The 15,433-nt window shown below is 50.0% G+C and carries 19 protein-coding genes and 1 pseudogene; 17 read left to right on the forward strand and 3 right to left on the reverse strand.

What is annotated here, in order from left to right; translation table 11 throughout:
* Window positions 1-26: 26 nt before the first annotated feature.
* Entirely contained in the window at window positions 27-3,215 is a 3,189-nt protein-coding gene (locus R2940_04385) for a transglycosylase domain-containing protein (protein MEZ4599009.1), read from the forward strand.
* A gap of 149 nt (window positions 3,216-3,364) precedes the next feature.
* Here the strand turns inward: R2940_04385 and R2940_04390 are convergent, their stop codons facing one another.
* Complete coding sequence (locus tag R2940_04390; protein MEZ4599010.1) at window positions 3,365-3,562, reverse strand: hypothetical protein; 198 nt, start codon at window positions 3,560-3,562, stop codon at window positions 3,365-3,367.
* Between the two features lie 194 nt (window positions 3,563-3,756).
* Here R2940_04390 and R2940_04395 point away from each other — a divergent pair, with 194 nt between their 5' ends.
* The 13 genes and pseudogenes from R2940_04395 to R2940_04455 all read left to right on the forward strand — a co-directional run bounded on the left by R2940_04395 (window position 3,757) and on the right by R2940_04455 (window position 12,934).
* On the forward strand, window positions 3,757-4,830 hold the full coding sequence (locus tag R2940_04395) for an integron integrase (GenBank protein MEZ4599011.1): 1,074 nt from the start codon (window positions 3,757-3,759) through the stop codon (window positions 4,828-4,830).
* A 211-nt stretch (window positions 4,831-5,041) separates the two neighbouring features.
* Window positions 5,042-6,007: a hypothetical protein gene (locus R2940_04400; protein ID MEZ4599012.1), complete on the forward strand. Its 966-nt coding sequence runs from the start codon at window positions 5,042-5,044 to the stop codon at window positions 6,005-6,007.
* 70 nt (window positions 6,008-6,077) lie between these two features.
* A complete protein-coding gene (locus tag R2940_04405) occupies window positions 6,078-6,722 on the forward strand; it encodes a type II secretion system protein GspG (GenBank protein MEZ4599013.1) in 645 nt (214 codons plus the stop codon).
* Between the two features lie 107 nt (window positions 6,723-6,829).
* Window positions 6,830-7,234 (forward strand): hypothetical protein, encoded by a 405-nt coding sequence (locus R2940_04410; GenBank protein MEZ4599014.1) that lies wholly within the window; start codon window positions 6,830-6,832, stop codon window positions 7,232-7,234.
* Window positions 7,235-7,437: 203 nt separating this feature from the next.
* A complete protein-coding gene (locus tag R2940_04415) occupies window positions 7,438-7,923 on the forward strand; it encodes a hypothetical protein (protein ID MEZ4599015.1) in 486 nt (161 codons plus the stop codon).
* 124 nt (window positions 7,924-8,047) lie between these two features.
* Window positions 8,048-8,458, forward strand: coding sequence for a fosfomycin resistance glutathione transferase (locus R2940_04420; GenBank protein MEZ4599016.1), 411 nt, complete (start codon window positions 8,048-8,050; stop codon window positions 8,456-8,458).
* Between the two features lie 526 nt (window positions 8,459-8,984).
* Window positions 8,985-9,776 (forward strand): transposase, encoded by a 792-nt coding sequence (locus R2940_04425; GenBank protein ID MEZ4599017.1) that lies wholly within the window; start codon window positions 8,985-8,987, stop codon window positions 9,774-9,776.
* A pseudogene (locus R2940_04430) lies at window positions 9,763-9,888 on the forward strand (hypothetical protein). Before R2940_04425 ends, R2940_04430 begins: the two are co-directional and overlap by 14 nt.
* A 17-nt stretch (window positions 9,889-9,905) precedes the next feature.
* Window positions 9,906-10,214, forward strand: coding sequence for a hypothetical protein (locus tag R2940_04435; protein ID MEZ4599018.1), 309 nt, complete (start codon window positions 9,906-9,908; stop codon window positions 10,212-10,214).
* Window positions 10,201-10,710 (forward strand): hypothetical protein, encoded by a 510-nt coding sequence (locus R2940_04440; protein ID MEZ4599019.1) that lies wholly within the window; start codon window positions 10,201-10,203, stop codon window positions 10,708-10,710. The genes R2940_04435 and R2940_04440 overlap by 14 nt, the downstream gene beginning before the upstream one ends.
* A gap of 200 nt (window positions 10,711-10,910) precedes the next feature.
* Entirely contained in the window at window positions 10,911-11,171 is a 261-nt protein-coding gene (locus R2940_04445) for a transposase (GenBank protein ID MEZ4599020.1), read from the forward strand.
* 475 nt (window positions 11,172-11,646) lie between these two features.
* Window positions 11,647-12,282, forward strand: a complete 636-nt coding sequence (locus R2940_04450) for an alpha/beta hydrolase (GenBank protein MEZ4599021.1) — start codon at window positions 11,647-11,649, stop codon at window positions 12,280-12,282.
* A gap of 88 nt (window positions 12,283-12,370) precedes the next feature.
* Complete coding sequence (locus tag R2940_04455; protein ID MEZ4599022.1) at window positions 12,371-12,934, forward strand: hypothetical protein; 564 nt, start codon at window positions 12,371-12,373, stop codon at window positions 12,932-12,934.
* Between the two features lie 196 nt (window positions 12,935-13,130).
* Here R2940_04455 and R2940_04460 read toward each other — a convergent pair whose 3' ends face one another.
* Window positions 13,131-13,406 carry a type II toxin-antitoxin system VapC family toxin gene (locus R2940_04460; GenBank protein ID MEZ4599023.1) on the reverse strand — a complete coding sequence of 92 codons (276 nt, stop codon included), beginning with the start codon at window positions 13,404-13,406 and terminating at the stop codon, window positions 13,131-13,133.
* Window positions 13,403-13,669, reverse strand: a complete 267-nt coding sequence (locus R2940_04465) for an Arc family DNA-binding protein (GenBank protein MEZ4599024.1) — start codon at window positions 13,667-13,669, stop codon at window positions 13,403-13,405. The genes R2940_04460 and R2940_04465 overlap by 4 nt, the downstream gene beginning before the upstream one ends.
* Before the next feature lie 138 nt (window positions 13,670-13,807).
* On the opposite strand from R2940_04465, the gene R2940_04470 reads away from it, so the two are divergent.
* The 3 genes from R2940_04470 (at window position 13,808) to R2940_04480 (ending at window position 15,417) form a co-directional block, all read left to right on the forward strand.
* Window positions 13,808-14,149: an SdpI family protein gene (locus R2940_04470; protein ID MEZ4599025.1), complete on the forward strand. Its 342-nt coding sequence runs from the start codon at window positions 13,808-13,810 to the stop codon at window positions 14,147-14,149.
* A 192-nt stretch (window positions 14,150-14,341) separates the two neighbouring features.
* A complete protein-coding gene (locus tag R2940_04475; GenBank protein ID MEZ4599026.1) occupies window positions 14,342-14,959 on the forward strand; it encodes a LysE family translocator in 618 nt (205 codons plus the stop codon).
* 104 nt (window positions 14,960-15,063) lie between these two features.
* On the forward strand, window positions 15,064-15,417 hold the full coding sequence (locus R2940_04480; GenBank protein MEZ4599027.1) for a hypothetical protein: 354 nt from the start codon (window positions 15,064-15,066) through the stop codon (window positions 15,415-15,417).
* Window positions 15,418-15,433 lie beyond the last annotated feature (16 nt).

Genomic DNA, 15,433 nt, shown 5'->3' on the forward strand with positions numbered 1-15,433 from the left:
GGCCATGACCAGCCAGATATCCATACGTGAACACGCTTGATTCTCAGTCCACTTCTGCTCCGACAACGGAATCGGAAGAGGCGCATTTTCACCAGAATATCGACCGGGAACCGGCCCTCAGATACTCTACTGACCGGCAGCCGGGAGATGTCGCCGTAAAAATCAACCTGCTGGGGCTTGCCACGACGAAACTGAAACGGCGCCGGCGTATCCTGCTGCCATCGCTGCTCGCCATCATCGCCGCCGGAGCAATCTTTTACTTTGAAACGCAGACCTCCATCCTGCAGGCGATGCTTTTGAGCCGCTACGCAGCCGGTTTGCAATCCCATGTCGAGGAAGGAGAAAGCGATAGCATCGTCTTCCCGCAGAACGGCCCCTTCGATAGCAGACTCGGCTATGCCCGGATGCCGGAAATGCTGGCAACCCTCAAGGAAAACGGCCTGATCATCAGCCGGCAGGCCCGCTTCAGCAACAGTCTCAGAAATTACGCCCAGTCCGGTTTCTATTTACCGTACCGGGAGAAGAGCCAGGCAGGTCTGCAGATCCTCGACGCGGCACAACGCCCGATGTATCGGATGACCAATCCGCGTCATGTCTATGCCGACTTTGACGAGATCCCCACAGTGATCGTCGAGTCTCTTCTCTTCATCGAGAACCGCGATCTCCTCTCGAACCGCCATCCCAAAGTCAATCCAGCAGTCGACTGGGGGCGGTTTTTCAAGGCCGTGGCCGCACAAGCTGGGGAACAGGTCCACATCGACCTGCCATCCATGGGGGGCAGCACCCTGGCAACCCAGATCGAGAAGTATCGCCATTCTGCCTACGGCATTACAGCCTCACCAGTCGAAAAGCTGGTGCAGATGGCATCCGCCAGCGTCCGGGCTTACCGGAACGGCCCGGATACTTCCGCCTACAGGAAACAGTTGGTGCTCGACTATCTCAACACCGTGCCCCTCTCGGCGGCACCGGGAGCGGGGGAGGTCAATGGGTTGGGAGACGGCCTGTATGTCTGGTTCGGTAGCGATTTTCAGGAAATGAATCGCCTGCTGCACCATGGCCGCGACGGGAAGGGAGACCCCATCAGCCGCAAGGCTGCTCTGCTCAAGCAGGTAATCAGCCTCATGATCGCCCACCGTCGGCCGTCTTACTATCTCGTCAACGGCCGCACCGAACTGGATATGCTGACCAACAAGCATCTCCGTGTGCTGACCCAGAACGGTATCATCCTGACGGGGATGAGCGAAGCGGCCCAGGCTCAGCCCCTGATTTTCAGGAATTTCAAGGAAAATGCCGCCATCCCCAAGGTCACGAGCGACAAGGGAGTGGATGTGGTGCGCAACCGTTTGGCGCCCCTTCTGGGGATTTCTCTCTACGACCTGGACCGGATGGATCTGACCGTAACCTCCACTTTGAACAGCGAGCTCCAGACCCGGGTCGGCCAATTCCTGAAAAGCCTGCGAGATCCTGAGGTTGCCGCCGAAAAAGGGATTGTCGGCCAATATCTGCTGAGCGTCGACCAGGCCGATGATATCAGCTACAGCTTTACCCTCTATGAACGGACGCCTTCCGGCAACAAGGTCCGCGTCCAGACCGACACCACCGGCCTGCCCTTCAACATCAATGAAGGCAGCAAGCTCGAGCTCGGCTCGACGGCCAAGCTGCGGACCCTGGCCACTTACCTGGAGATCATCGCCGAACTTCACCGAAAGCTCTCCAACCAGCCGGCCACCGTACTGCACCAGTTGCAGCAGCAACAGCCGGACTCCCTGACCTTCTGGGTCTGTTCCCAACTGCTGAAGAACAGTAACATCCCGCTGCGGGAGCTGCTCGACGCCGCCATGCAGCGTCCATATTCCGCCAACCCCGGCCAACGCTATTTCACCGGGGGGGGTATCCACACCTTCGGCAATTTCAAAAAAGAGGACAACCAGCGGATCGTGACCGTTGCCGAGGCACTGCAGTCCTCCATCAACCTGCCCTTTGTCCGCGTCATGCAGGATATCGTCAACTATACGCGGGCCACCCAGTGGGAAAATCCCCAGCAGGTCCTGTTCGATGACAGGGATTCCCGCCGCGAGGCGGTTCTGGCCAAATTCATCGACAAGGAGAGCAAGGTTTTCCTGTCCCGCTTCTGGAACAAGTACAAAGACAAGACGGCTGAGGAGCGACTGGAGACCCTGCTGGCCGGCATGAGGCTGACTCCATTGCGGCTGACCATCGTCCACCGGCACCTGCTGCCGCAGGCGGATGAGGCCGCCTTTATCGGCTTTATCCGCAGCAGAATTCCGACCACCGGGCTGAGCGACAAAAAGCTTTCGGCCATGTATGAGAAATATCGGCCCGGTGCCTACAACCTGCAGGATATGGGCTACCTGGCGTCCCTGCATCCGGTGGAGTTGTGGCTGCTCGACTATCTGCAGCAACCCGGTGAAAAATCTCTCGACGATGCCATCCACCAGAGCGAAGGGGTCCGCCGCGAGGTCTACGGCTGGCTGATGCGCACCAGGGCGAAAAACGCCAGAGATTCGCGAGTCAGAACCGTGTTGGAGATCGATGCTTTTTCCGATATCCACCGCCGCTGGAAGGCCCTGGGATATCCCTTCGATCACCTCGTCCCCTCACTCGCCACGGCCCTCGGCAGCTCCGGCGACCGGCCGGCCGCGCTCGCCGAACTGATCGCCATCATCCTCAATGACGGACAACGATACCCGACCCACCGTGTCACCCGGTTGGAGTTCGCCGGGAATACCCCTTATGAGACCATTGTCCAACACCCTCCGGCCCGACCGGGCCAGGTGATGGAGCCGGAGGTCGCCCGTGTGCTGAAGGAGGTGCTGGGACAGGTGGTGAGCAAGGGCACTGCTCAGCGACTCGGCAACACCTTTCTGCTGGAGGAGGGGCTTCCCCTGCCGATCGGCGGCAAAACGGGAACCGGCGACAACCGCATCGTGGCCTCGACCTCCGGCGGATACAGGATATCCTCGCGAGCCCTCAACCGCACCGCCACCTTTGTCTTCTATCTGGGAGACCATCATTTCGGCACGCTGACCGCTTTTGTGACCGGCACTTCTTCCGACGACTTCTCCTTCACCTCGGCCCTGCCGCTCCAGGTATTGAAAGGTATGGCGCCGATCCTGCTGCCGGAAGTCGGTCGGGCGGCTCAAAAGGCGACGGCTCGGGCAGAGGGCGTAGCGGACGGGGAAGGAGAAGGGTAGAAGGGTCGAAAAATGCTGCCATGGTTATAGAAAAGAGGTGATTCCACTCAACCGAAGCATGGCTCAAAACGCAAAAGCCGTGACGGGATCCAGGTCCCGCACGGCTTTTTTGCATCTTATCGGGGGTTTACAGTCCTTCTCAAATGGTATCAGTGACGAGTGCTCGGTCCTTCGACCATCAGCCTCAGTTTACTCACATCATACTGGGCAAGCTGTTTTCGATCGTCCTCGGAAAGCCCTAATTTATCCGCCATTCCATGGGGATCGGCAAGGAATTCTTCTCGAAATGCCGGGTCCATTATGGCTTTGGTAATCATTTTCCCAAAACCGGAATTGCTGTTCAGCATGATATCCTCCTTTTTCGTTAACTTGCATAGTCATTTACAGTTGAAGTATAACACTTTTGGTTATCTTTTGTGTGCGCATTTTTCCAAGGAACGGCAATTCACTAAAAAGCAGCTGAAAAAACAGATTGACTCGGAGAAATTAAAAAAGTTAAAAGTAACAACATAAAATGTTGTTCAAAAAAAAGGGGGGAGTAATGGTCGTCCGGGTATCGGAGCGTTTTGCCGACTTCGTTTGCGGGGAATCCGTGGACTCGGACATCGATCAGACCTCCAAAAGTGCCAGACCAGCCAGCCCAAGCGACAAAAACCAGCCTCCAAAACTGCTCGATCTCCTGAAGCAAGCCCTCCGGGTCCGTCACTACAGCCCCAGAACCGAAAAAACTTACTGTGAGTGGGTGAAACGATATATTTTCTTCCACAACGTCCGCCATCCTGCAGAAATGGCTGAGCCGGAAATCAACGCTTTCCTCACTCATCTGGCGGTAAAGACAAAGGTCAGCGCTTCGACCCAGAATCAGGCCCTTTCCGCCTTGCTGTTTCTCTATCGGCATGTCCTTGGGAAGGAAATCGGCGAGTTGGGAGAAATCATACGAGCAAAAAAACCTAAACGGTTGCCCGTGGTCATGACACGCGAGGAAGTAAGGGAGGTCCTCAACTGTTTAGAAGGGGATAGAAAGTTGATGGCCGGTTTGCTGTATGGTGCAGGACTTCGTTTAATGGAATGCCTTCGGTTGCGGGTGCAGGATATTGATTTTGGCCGTGGTGAAATAGTGGTTCGCGATGGCAAGGGAGGAAAAGACCGACGGACGATGTTTCCAAAAGCGCTGATCGGGCCAATGAAGGAACATCTTGCAAGAGTCAAACTACTGCATGAAAAGGACCTGACAGAGGAATGGGGGAAGGTTCAGCTGCCGGATGCTCTGGCGCGAAAATTCCCCAATGCACCCTATCAGTGGCGATGGCAGTGGGTCTTTCCGCAAGAAAATCGATGGAAAAACACCAGAACCGGTGAGGAGGGACGGCACCACATCCATGAAACCCTTCTTCAGCGGGCCATCAAGGAGGCGGTTTCCAAAGCGGGCATCGTAAAACGCATCGGTTGCCACACTTTCCGCCACTCTTTTGCCACCCATCTGTTGGAAGACGGCTACGATATCCGAACCATCCAGGAATTGCTGGGGCATAAAGACGTCAGCACGACGATGATTTACACCCACGTTCTCAACAAGGGCGGCCAAGGAGTACGCAGCCCAATTGACGCTCTTTAAATGGGCTTATACAGTCTGTATAAGACGGCCAGTAAAAAATTCGCAAAGAAGTTAAGTGGCTGATTTATATATCTATTTTATGATTGAAGTTTTTTTGGATAATTGTCTTATACAGACAGGATCTGTCTGTGTTCACAGTCTTATACAGACTGTATATTTCTAGTTCGCCACGATGCGGTCGCGACAAGCACCGGAAGGAGGGCTAAGCACCATGGAACCAGAAGTCGTTATGAACCTATGGATTTTCACTGAGCAGTTCGGACAATCGCGTCTGATATACGAGGTGGCGGTGCGGCCGTATATGATGACCGGAAGCGACGAAGAAAAACTAAAGTGGCTGAGGGAATTGGCCATCAGCGATTTTCATTTCGCGCGCCGATTTGCACTGCCGTCTGACCGCTTCTATGTTGAACTCATGAAACAGGACGGGAGAATCATGGGCGTGCGTTCGTATGCCGAGATGAAAGATGGGCCGGATATTCTGAAGGGGCTTGCTCTCTGGCTTCCTGACGCATCACACGAGGAGAACATGGACTACTTCACGCATGCCCTTGACGAAATCCAGACAACCTTGCCAACGCGACGCCTTGGGTGCGATGGGCCTGAGGCCCCGAGGCCAAGCGTCAACAGGAAGAACCTCCTGAATGTCCTCACTCATGTGTTCGTAGATAGTGAGGGGAACCAGGTTGCCCAAGTGGACGATGCGCGACGCAACTCCCCCGCCTCGCCCGTTGCGAACCTGTGGTTGTTCCATGACCCCAAGGCGAAGGCAATCCATGCTTTGTCTGGCAGGGCATACATGCTTCACGGTTCTGAGCCCGAAAATGTGACCGTCGCAAAAGCGCTCGCTCCATACGATTTCTCGATGGCGAAAGGGTTCCCTGTTCCTGACGAGTTCTCTGCCACAGTTAACGGGAAGACGAGAAATGGACTTGTGCCACTCTCCTCTGACGGCAAGTACAGCAGACAAATCTTTAATAGCGTGTTCGAGTCCTTCGAGTGTGATATTCCGCAAACTATCGGTATTGGCGGTAAGATCAGAAACCCTACCACAGTATCGGCGGATGGTATAAGGGCAGTCTCAACCCTCATCACAGAGCGTTCAAGCAATGTTGGTGAAGCAACCCCTGTCCGACTGTGTGATGGCTCGAAGAAATGGTGGGCATTTTGGAAATAAGAATCTGCGAACAAGGCACTGGAGGCGACGCGGTACCCGCGCGCCTCAGTGCCGCCGTTAGGAGAAAAACATGTCAGCTTTTCCTTTAAATGAAGTCCTTTTGTTATTGGCATTAATGATGCCAAATTGGAATCATGACAGTTTATACATGTTCGAACCCAAAGATATTGGTTTGCCAACAGTTACTGTCTTTACCAAGGTTGTGGATGACGAGTGGCTTATTGAAACCGCATATGCGAAACGAACGTTTCAAAAGAAATCTGTAGAACAGATGCTCGATAAAACCTATTCGAAAATTAGCGAAGAGTTTTTGATGCATCAATTTACTGAAATTGAATCGGAAGGCGAGAAATATCAGTTCTCACGATTGCCAGGTGGTGACGGCGGTATTCATATAAAAGTTAATGGCAATAGGACTTTTGATATATATCCAAAATACAGCAAATATCCTCTCAAAATGGCAATGCTAAAAAAGGATATTCCAAAAGTAGAAAACCATATGAAGTTGTACCGATTAGACAACGGAAATTATCCTTCTAAAGTTAAGGGCAATGAGCTATTGATGAGCTATTATCCTGAACTAAAGGACCCATGGGGTCGTCCATACCTATATATTTGTGACGATTCATGTAGAATTATATCAACGGGCGAAGATGGTAAAATTGGTGGTGATGGTGTTGACAGGGATATTGTTATCTTTTCAACAAAGCAATGACTAAAAACTCCTAACAAAACAAATGCACTCGGACAGCCAAAAGCTGCGCCGCTCGTACCTCGCTCTGCACCTTTTGGCAGCCGGTGATTTGCGGCGTTAAGTGAAAAATGGGAATTGCAGTAGCCATAATTTATTTGCCGATATTTCTTGTTTGCACCATTGTCTCAATAGTTATGGGCATAAAAATATTTGATTTCAAAAGCCCTTTTGCAAAAACAAGCATTTTAGCATTATTTCAACTTTTTCTTGTGTTGCTTGGCATGATCATCCCTGTGATAATTTGCATTTTTGCCATGCGTATTATCCAAGTTAGTAGCAATCAAGGTGGGTATAAATTGATTGAGAATTTGGCGATTTCACTATTTGGACCACTTTCAATTGGGGTCTCCTTTTTTCTTTTTTCCTTTATGTTTAACGATAAAGTTAAAGCAATTCTTCGTTATTTTTCAACTGGGGCAATGTTTTCTGTGCCATTGCTTCCACTTGTCGCTTTTATGTATTTTCTGGTTTAGCGAAGAGCACTTAACAACAGCATGCACACGGATCGCCTACAGCGCTGCGCGCTTTCAGCGACCGGTGATGCAGGCGTTGGGCAGGAGACCAAATGAAATACCACTTCAAGATTGCTATATTAATACTGTTTATTTTTGTTCAGTTTTCCTTAGAATCGGCTTAAGGCGCTTCTGTTTTAGATGGTATTCCGCCTGGTGTTACAATGCACCGAATTCAAAGTGGGGAAATTGATCAATCAGGTTGGTCTACCGCAGAATCTACGAGGGGTGGATTTTCTGTCCAACTACCTGGGAAATTCAATGATTTTACAATTGAAATGCTTGCGAACGACGGGACACCAATATTTAACCATACGGTTGGCGCGATAACCGCCGAAGGTGTCAAGTTTGGGGCGTCTTGCATAATAAGCGATAAATATAAATCCCAAAAAGACTCAGTTAATCTCTTTACCGATAGTATTAAGGAGACTAGTCGTTTTTTTGAAAAAAGTCTAGTACGATATCAAGGTCTGGAAGGTGCTGAAGTTCACTGTGGAAATGGTGTTACCAATGCTTATTTTAGGGTCTTTCAAGATGAACATAAGCTATATTTTCTCATTGTCGATTATCCACCCGTCTTTGAAAAGGAAATGCTTGCTCATGCAATGAAATTTCTACATTCTTTCAAGATAAATAAACAAACAAATTAGCCCAACCGAAATTTTAAGCGGATAGTTCAACAGAAGTGCGTCTCGAATGATTTAGTGGACCGCCTAGGTCTCTAAGCTGCCGCTTAAATTACCGTTGGGCGGTACGAGGGCGGGGTTTGCGAAAATGATCATTGGCATTAACCACATCACCTTGTCAGTCAGCGATCTTGAACGATCATTTTCGTTCTACACCGAAGTGGTCGGGCTAAAGCCCGTTGCACAGTGGGCGCGTGGCGCGTATTTGGTGGCTGGAGAGCACTGGATCTGCCTGTCCCTTGACCATGAGACGCGTTGTGGCCAAAGGCCCGAGTATACACACGTCGCCTTCTCTGTGCCGGCCGCGGCCTTCTCAGAATGTGCGAATGCTATACGATCACAAGGCGTATCAGTCTGGAAAGAGAATAAGAGCGAGGGTGCCTCATTGTACTTCCTCGACCCTGACGGACATAAGCTGGAACTCCATGCAGGAGATCTCAAGAGTCGCTTAGCCGCCCTCAAAGAGCAGCCGTATGAGGGGCTCAGGCTGTATTTGTGAACATTGCCCAACAAACGCATTCACACGGATCGCCTACACGCTTCGCGCTTCGGCGCCCGGTGATGCGTGGCGTTAGGGGAACGAGATCGGCGGGGAGGGAAACCCCAGCAGGGGCCACCCCACAGGCAAACGCAGGCCCAAAAGCCAGCCAGTTTCGGACGACGAGCGCTTCCGCTGGACGCTCGTCCTCAACTGGCCGGCCCTGCTATTCGCTTCGCTCACTTGCCTGTGGATTGACCCAGGGAGACCGGAAATAAAGGGGATGGGATGAAAATAAATTCATCCCTTTTGTGCCACGCGAACGATATGTACCTTGGAAGAGAAGTGAGTAAAAACGGGAACTTGCGGGTAAGGGGTGGAACAGTGCGTATTTCGGGGGTCGGACCAAGCTAAGAGTCTGAAATAATGCAAAAATTTCTAAAAATACCCCTTCAAAACCCACCTATAGGCCGATTTTGGGGGGCAAAATCAGGGATATAGTTTTTCCAGCGGAAATTATTCATGGTATGGCAAATGGGAGGGCGCCATGGCAAGAGCCAATCGGCATCGCATTCCGGGCTGCATCTGGCACATTACCCACCGCTGCCATAAGAAAGAATTTTTACTGAAATTTGCCCATGACCGACATCGTTTTGTCGCCTGGTTGCGCGAAGCTCGCAACCGCTTCTCCCTGCAAATTTTGAACTACACCGTTACCTCCAATCATGTTCATCTGCTGGTGAAAGACAATGTCGAGGCCAGTTCCATACCGCCAGCCATTCAACTGGTAGCGGGCCGGGTCGGCCAGGAATACAACCAGCGAAAGCGTCGCAAAGGAGCTTTCTGGGAAGATCGCTACCATGCCACCGCCATAGAATCCGGCGAACATCTGCGCCGCTGCCTTGTCTATATCGATTTGAACATGGTACGGGCAGGAGTCGTGAATCATCCAACAGAATGGGCTTATGGCGGATATCACGAGATCCAGGGAAATCGCCGTCGCAACACCCTGCTTGCTTTGGACGCTCTTGCGGAAGCTACCGAGACCGATGGTCCATGTGCGTTGGCAAAAGCTCACCGGGAATGGGTCGAGGAAATATTGGCCTCGGACAAAGGCAGACGGGAAGAGATTTGGACAAAGAGTGTCGCGGTCGGCAGCAAGCAGTTCGTTCAAAAGATCCAGGAAAACCTCGGAGCGAGAGGGGCAGGGAGAAGTGTGATGGCAAACGGCGATGCCTATATGCTTCGGGAATCGACGGAAACCTATAAGGCTGATTTTGACCCCGAAAATCGAGTTATAGCACCAAATAATTACTATTTTTGGAATGATTTCTTTTGAATATCAGAGGGTTGGCTTGGTCCGACCCCCAGGCCTTAAAGGGATCATCGAACCGGTCTTCGGCCACCTGCGGGAGACGCTCGGCTTGAGACGATTTTCCCTGCGCGGCAAGGTCAAGGTCGATGCCCAATGGAAGCTGATGACCATGCTGCACAACATGACCAAGATTCACCGTTATGGCTGGTCTTTGAAAAAGGAAGGGGCGAAAGGCGAGAAAAAGGCGGTAATTGGGGGCCAATCCGAACGAAGAAGAGGGAAAAAACAACTAACTACGGGGCCTCGGCACTTTTGAAGTCCTCCAAAGGAAAAAGAGTTAAAAGAAAACAACTGATGGAGATTGGTTTTCGTCAGGTGGGTATTTCTACAGCCTCGTTGTGCTACACTTCCGTTACTCTACACATTACGTTATTAAAAGGAGGCCACAATGAAGGTAAATAAAGCACGGTCATGGGTATTTTTTATTATTTTGTTCCTTAATATTTTAAATTTATATGGTTGTGCAACAGTACCAAAAGGAGATGCCTTTAGACCAATGAATGATGTCGGAGATGAAGAGTCTATTATCTATATATACTGGCCTGGTAAATCTAACGGGACAGATTTTACAATTATTGCTGACAAAGCACCGATTGGGAAATTAGTAGCTGGAAGCTATATACCGTTCAGATCGTCAAAGCAGAGTATTCTTCTAGAAGCAAAGCTAAACTTTGGTTTTATGAAAGCAGGCCTGCTAGATGTTGCACAAGCAAAGACCACGCAATTGAGCATTAACTTGACTCACGATGCAAAGCCAATCTATGTACGATGTTCGCCATATAGCGATACCAGTGGTTGGAATTTTTCTATGCCAGGTCTTATTAACCAACTGCGACTTATTGAAATCAATTCGTATAGTGGGGAATCAGAAATTCAGAATTGCCGTTTGCTCCAATAATAGCCATACTGCTCGTAATGTTATTATAACAGGGCTCCGGGGGGGCTCCGGGTGTCGGACCAAATGAACTCATTGGAATTACGCAACTTTTTGTAAAAATAGCCCCTCAAAAACCACCTATGGGCCGATTTTGGGGGACAAAATCAGGGTTATAGTTTTTTTCGGGTGAGATTTCCCCTGCTTGGCACAGGGAGGGAACCATGGCAAGAGCCAATCGGCATCGCATTCCGGGCTGTATCTGGCACATTACCCACCGCTGCCACAAAAAAGAATTTTTACTGAAATTCGCTCATGACCGGCATCGTTTTGTAGCCTGGTTGCGCGAAGCTCGCAACCGGTTTTCCTTGCAAATCTTGAACTACACGGTTACCTCCAATCATGTCCATCTGCTGGTGAAAGACAATGACGAGGCCAATTCCATACCACCAGCCATTCAACTGGTAGCGGGCCGGGTCGGCTAGGAATACAACCAGCGAAAGCGTCGCAAAGGAGCTTTCTGGGAAGATCGATACCATGCGTCGCACCACCCTGCTTGCTTTGGACGCTCTTGCGGAAGCCATCGAGACCGATGGTCCATGTGCGTTGGCAAAAGCTCACCGGGAATGGGTCGAGGAAATATTGGCCTCGGACAAAAGCAGACGAGAAGAGATTTGGACAAAGAGTGTCGCGGTCGGTAGCAAGCGGTTCGTTCAAAAGATTCAGGAAAACCTCGGAGCGCGAGGGATAGGGAGAAGTGTGGGGGCAAGCGGCGTGCCTCTATGCTTCGGGAATCGCCGGAAACCTAAAAGGGCGGTTTTAACCCCGAAAATCGAGCTATAGCACCAAATAACTGCTTTTTTTGAAGAGATTTCTATTAAATATCGAATAGTTAGGTTTGTCCGACCCCAGGACTGGGCTTAGGCTTGTTCGGCAGCAGGCAAAAATGGGACACAGCAAATGAAATTAATCAACACACAATCTGTCAGCATTCCAATTACACAATTATCTCAGTATAGCAGGTCTACCAATGGCAACCTTTATGGTTCAGGCCACATGGCAATTATCCTTTCCAACATGGATACCAATGATAAAAGTGAATGGGATGCCATTATTAGTGACCTAATTTCGGACGAATATATGATCCTTACATATGATTATTTTCAGCATATGGACGATCAATCGAGAACTCTTGAAGATGCTGTTTCATTTATTTGTGATGCAGGTGCGAAGAAAATTATCCTTATTGGAGCAAGCAGGGGTGGGGTCGCATCCATAAAAGTCGCAGCTCGACATATGAACAACAGTTGTATTGTTGGCGTCGTGGCTTTTTCAGCTCCTATCGAATATGAAGGAACTGTCTTTTTCAACAAGGATGAATTGAGCAGGATTAAAATTCCTAAGCTCTTGATAAATTCGGAAAATGATGATGGAGCAAACGATACTCGTAAGATGTTCGAACTATTTGAAAATCCAAAAGAATTGCTAATCTACCCAGGGGATGCCCACGGGACAGAGCTATTTGACAAGGAACGAGAATCGATAGTCAAAAAGCTACTGGATTTCACAGGGGCAGCATTTGGAGTATGCGATTAAATCAATGATTGCCGAAATATCGTGCCAGGGGACGGCGAAGAGCGTGCCGCCACCCCTGACACGTGGCGTTACACGCATCGGGGGCGCTATGTTGAAACGACTACTGCTACTTTGTCTTATTTGTAGTCCTGCCGCTGCCTGGTCGCTCTACAAACCAATGCGCGTCATCGCACCGCAGTGGGTGGAGGGTATCTCTTGTGTCGATGCTTTCATCTGCATCGACGATGTGTCGCGCTACCCAGAGGCATTGGAGTTGTACAAAAGCGCCCTTCACTTCGTTTCGACGACAGTTGGCTCATTCCACGAAAACCCGCGCGTTACCTTCTGTACTACAGAGGTTTGTTTTCAGTCATTTGGGTTCACCAAGGCATCCGCAAGCACCGTTGGTAAATCTGGAATAGTCGTCAGCCCGAGGGGATGGACACTTTATTACCTCCGCCACGAAATGATTCACCACCTACAGGCAGAGCGGCTTGGTGTTCTCACACAATTGCTTGGTCCGGTGTGGTTCATCGAAGGCATGGCATACTCCCTCAGCGACGACCCACGCCAGCCAATGGCAGAACCGTGGCGGCAACATCGGGCCGATTTTGAGGCTTGGTACGAGAAAGTGGGGAAAGAAGGTTTGTGGGATGAGGCACGGAAGCTGTGAACGCGCATAACACATCGCTCCAGCCGACCTCGGCGCTGACGCGCCTCCTCGGCTGAGCTTGGCGTTAGAGCCTACGCGGAAGGGGTTATAACGGTTTGGCGGTGGTGGGAAAGTCTTTGAGGATTTGCTTGTCCATGGTGATCAACGGCACGTTCAGGCTTTGTGCCAAGGCCACGAATTCGCAGTCGTAAGCCGATCACTTGCTTTGCTGCACCAGTTGCAAGATGTCAAGAGAATTGACCATATACTCGCTTTCGTGAAGCAGCGATTCTGCTTCGGCCTGAATGGCCACGGCCTGGTTCAATGTCAACAGCTTCTTGCGTAGATACAACGCCAAGACATTGCGAAACTCACTGCGCCAAAGAGTTGGAACCATCCATTCCGGGTCGTTTTGCAAAAGATCTTCGGCCTTTGCAGTGTAGTCCGTAGGCAGATACAGGTAGGCCAGGACATTGGTATCAACGACAATCATGGCCGCCCCTGATCGATGGCATCTTCGATGTCGGCCGGCGTCACTTTTCCGGCGGGGACCTGCTGTCGCAAACTCCGTGCTCGCTGCAGCCGCTCCGCTGGGGTAACCCTGAGCGGGTTCAGCACCGTCTCAAGACAATGAATAAGTTCGCTATTGAGACTTCGGCGGTGAGCGTGGGCGGCGTCTTTCAGTTTTTGGTAGAGTTCGTCCGGCATATTTTTTATGGTCAGCGCGGGCATGGGCACCTCCTTTTTTGGTTTCATTATGGTTTCTCTTTGGTGCCAAGTCAAGCATAGGCTCTAACCAAGCTCTTCCAATGGATCGCAAAAACCGCGTCGGCGGAAAGGCTCTTAATGACCCTTCCAATTACTGTTTGGCGGGGCGTGAATGGAGGTTAAATCATGGAAACAAACATAGCGATTGCAACGATCAACATTTTTTGTGGCATTCTATTCATTGCTATAAGCGTCCCGTTAATGAATAGAAAAATCAAAATGAATAACCTATATGGATTTCGGATATCGAAAGCATTTGAGTCAGAAAAAAATTGGTTTGATATTAACGAATACGGAGCAAAACAGCTTATAATTTGGTCTCTCCCTATTATTGTGATCGGTATTATTTGTTTTTTTATACCCACCGACGAACATCCGGCTTTTCCTGCTGTTTTGGGGGCAGGCCCCGCCACTGTTTTCTCATTCATTGCAATTGTAAAAACAGCAAGATATGCGAAAAATTTATAAAACAAATTGGAAATACCGAACATGGAGAAACGTAAGAAGGAATGGTTTGACGATGACTCGTTCTGGCAGGACGTTCACAGCGTTTTGCGTTCACGCCCGACTCGAAAAGATCCTGGCGCTAGAGAAGCCTGCCGGCAAAGCCGCCCTCGATCTCTGTTCCCCACTACTGACAATCCATAGGAGATTCGTTGAATGTTGAACCTTGAATTTCTCATCACCTCATTTGTAGTGGTCCTTATCCCTGGCACTGGGGTAATTTTCACCATATCCACTGGCCTTACCCAGGGTCGAAAGGCTGCCGTGTTCGCGGCTATTGGTTGCACGTCGGGCATTCTCCCCCACCTAATGGCTACAGTGCTGGGTCTGGCTGCTCTCATGCACACCAGCGCACTCGCTTTTCAGACCCTGAAGTACGCAGGCATTGCCTATTTGTTCTATATTGCATTCGCCACCTGGCGAGACAAATCAACTTTGGCCATTGAAGAAAAGCCCTTTGCAAGCACGGCTACTGGTCTTATCTTGAAGGCTTTTTTGCTAAACATTCTCAACCCGAAACTGACTATCTTCTTTTTAGCTTTTCTCCCACAATTTGTTCAAACCCAGGGATCGATGAAACCGATCTTCCAGCTTATCCTGATGAGCACGGTTTTTATGGCCATGACGTTTGTTGTGTTCGTGAGCTATGGTTTTCTTGCACATGCTTTCCGTAAAAGAGTCATAGATTCGCCGCGAATCCAAACCTGGCTTCGCCGCAGCTTCGCAGCGGCCTTTGTTGGCCTAGCGGCAGAACTCTCATTCGCCGATAAATGAAGCCCAACCCTCTGATTAACCTGTTTGGTGGCATAGGGAGGATTTTCGTAACTGATTGTGCCAAATCGTAACAGGAAAGCAATCTAAAAATAGGAATAACAATTATGAAAAAACTATTTTATCTATTTCTTATCGGAATATGCGTCGCTTATTATTATCCGGCAAAGCCGAACTCCACTCTTTATAAGCTGCAAACTCGTATTAAATCAGCAGGTAGAAGTGAGGCTGATTATCGTGAAGAGCTTAGCTACAAGAGGGCGGAGTTGGCTGCTTATGAAAAGGCAATCGCAGATATCACGGCCAAGATTGAAGGTGTTGTTGCCAATGGCCCTATCTGCCCTATATCCGGTGAGAGGGCCATTACGACAGTGACTGATGATCCAAGAGACGATTTGCGGGCCAAATGCGAAGCGTTAAGAGAAGAGATCCGTGAATTGGAAGACAACATTGAGGAGTAAGAGGCTTTACGGGTGC

The sequence above is a fragment of the Syntrophotaleaceae bacterium genome, from assembly GCA_041390365.1.
GTDB lineage: Bacteria > Desulfobacterota > Desulfuromonadia > Desulfuromonadales > Syntrophotaleaceae > JAWKQB01.

Bases quoted from the DNA above. Each gene is read 5' to 3' on its own strand.
- R2940_04445 (MEZ4599020.1), top strand. From the start codon at position 10,911: ATGGCAAGAGCCAATCGGCATCGCATTCCGGGCTGTATCTGGCACATT.
- R2940_04460 (MEZ4599023.1), bottom strand. From the start codon at position 13,406: ATGATTGTCGTTGATACCAATGTCCTGGCCTACCTGTATCTGCCTACG.
- R2940_04390 (MEZ4599010.1), bottom strand. From the start codon at position 3,562: ATGCTGAACAGCAATTCCGGTTTTGGGAAAATGATTACCAAAGCCATA.
- R2940_04395 (MEZ4599011.1), top strand. From the start codon at position 3,757: ATGGTCGTCCGGGTATCGGAGCGTTTTGCCGACTTCGTTTGCGGGGAA.
- R2940_04415 (MEZ4599015.1), top strand. From the start codon at position 7,438: ATGCACCGAATTCAAAGTGGGGAAATTGATCAATCAGGTTGGTCTACC.
- R2940_04410 (MEZ4599014.1), top strand. From the start codon at position 6,830: ATGGGAATTGCAGTAGCCATAATTTATTTGCCGATATTTCTTGTTTGC.
- R2940_04470 (MEZ4599025.1), top strand. From the start codon at position 13,808: ATGGAAACAAACATAGCGATTGCAACGATCAACATTTTTTGTGGCATT.
- R2940_04450 (MEZ4599021.1), top strand. From the start codon at position 11,647: ATGAAATTAATCAACACACAATCTGTCAGCATTCCAATTACACAATTA.
- R2940_04435 (MEZ4599018.1), top strand. From the start codon at position 9,906: ATGGAAGCTGATGACCATGCTGCACAACATGACCAAGATTCACCGTTA.
- R2940_04440 (MEZ4599019.1), top strand. From the start codon at position 10,201: ATGAAGGTAAATAAAGCACGGTCATGGGTATTTTTTATTATTTTGTTC.
- R2940_04475 (MEZ4599026.1), top strand. From the start codon at position 14,342: ATGTTGAACCTTGAATTTCTCATCACCTCATTTGTAGTGGTCCTTATC.
- R2940_04425 (MEZ4599017.1), top strand. From the start codon at position 8,985: ATGGCAAGAGCCAATCGGCATCGCATTCCGGGCTGCATCTGGCACATT.
- R2940_04420 (MEZ4599016.1), top strand. From the start codon at position 8,048: ATGATCATTGGCATTAACCACATCACCTTGTCAGTCAGCGATCTTGAA.
- R2940_04455 (MEZ4599022.1), top strand. From the start codon at position 12,371: ATGTTGAAACGACTACTGCTACTTTGTCTTATTTGTAGTCCTGCCGCT.
- R2940_04465 (MEZ4599024.1), bottom strand. From the start codon at position 13,669: ATGAAACCAAAAAAGGAGGTGCCCATGCCCGCGCTGACCATAAAAAAT.
- R2940_04400 (MEZ4599012.1), top strand. From the start codon at position 5,042: ATGGAACCAGAAGTCGTTATGAACCTATGGATTTTCACTGAGCAGTTC.
- R2940_04405 (MEZ4599013.1), top strand. From the start codon at position 6,078: ATGTCAGCTTTTCCTTTAAATGAAGTCCTTTTGTTATTGGCATTAATG.
- R2940_04480 (MEZ4599027.1), top strand. From the start codon at position 15,064: ATGAAAAAACTATTTTATCTATTTCTTATCGGAATATGCGTCGCTTAT.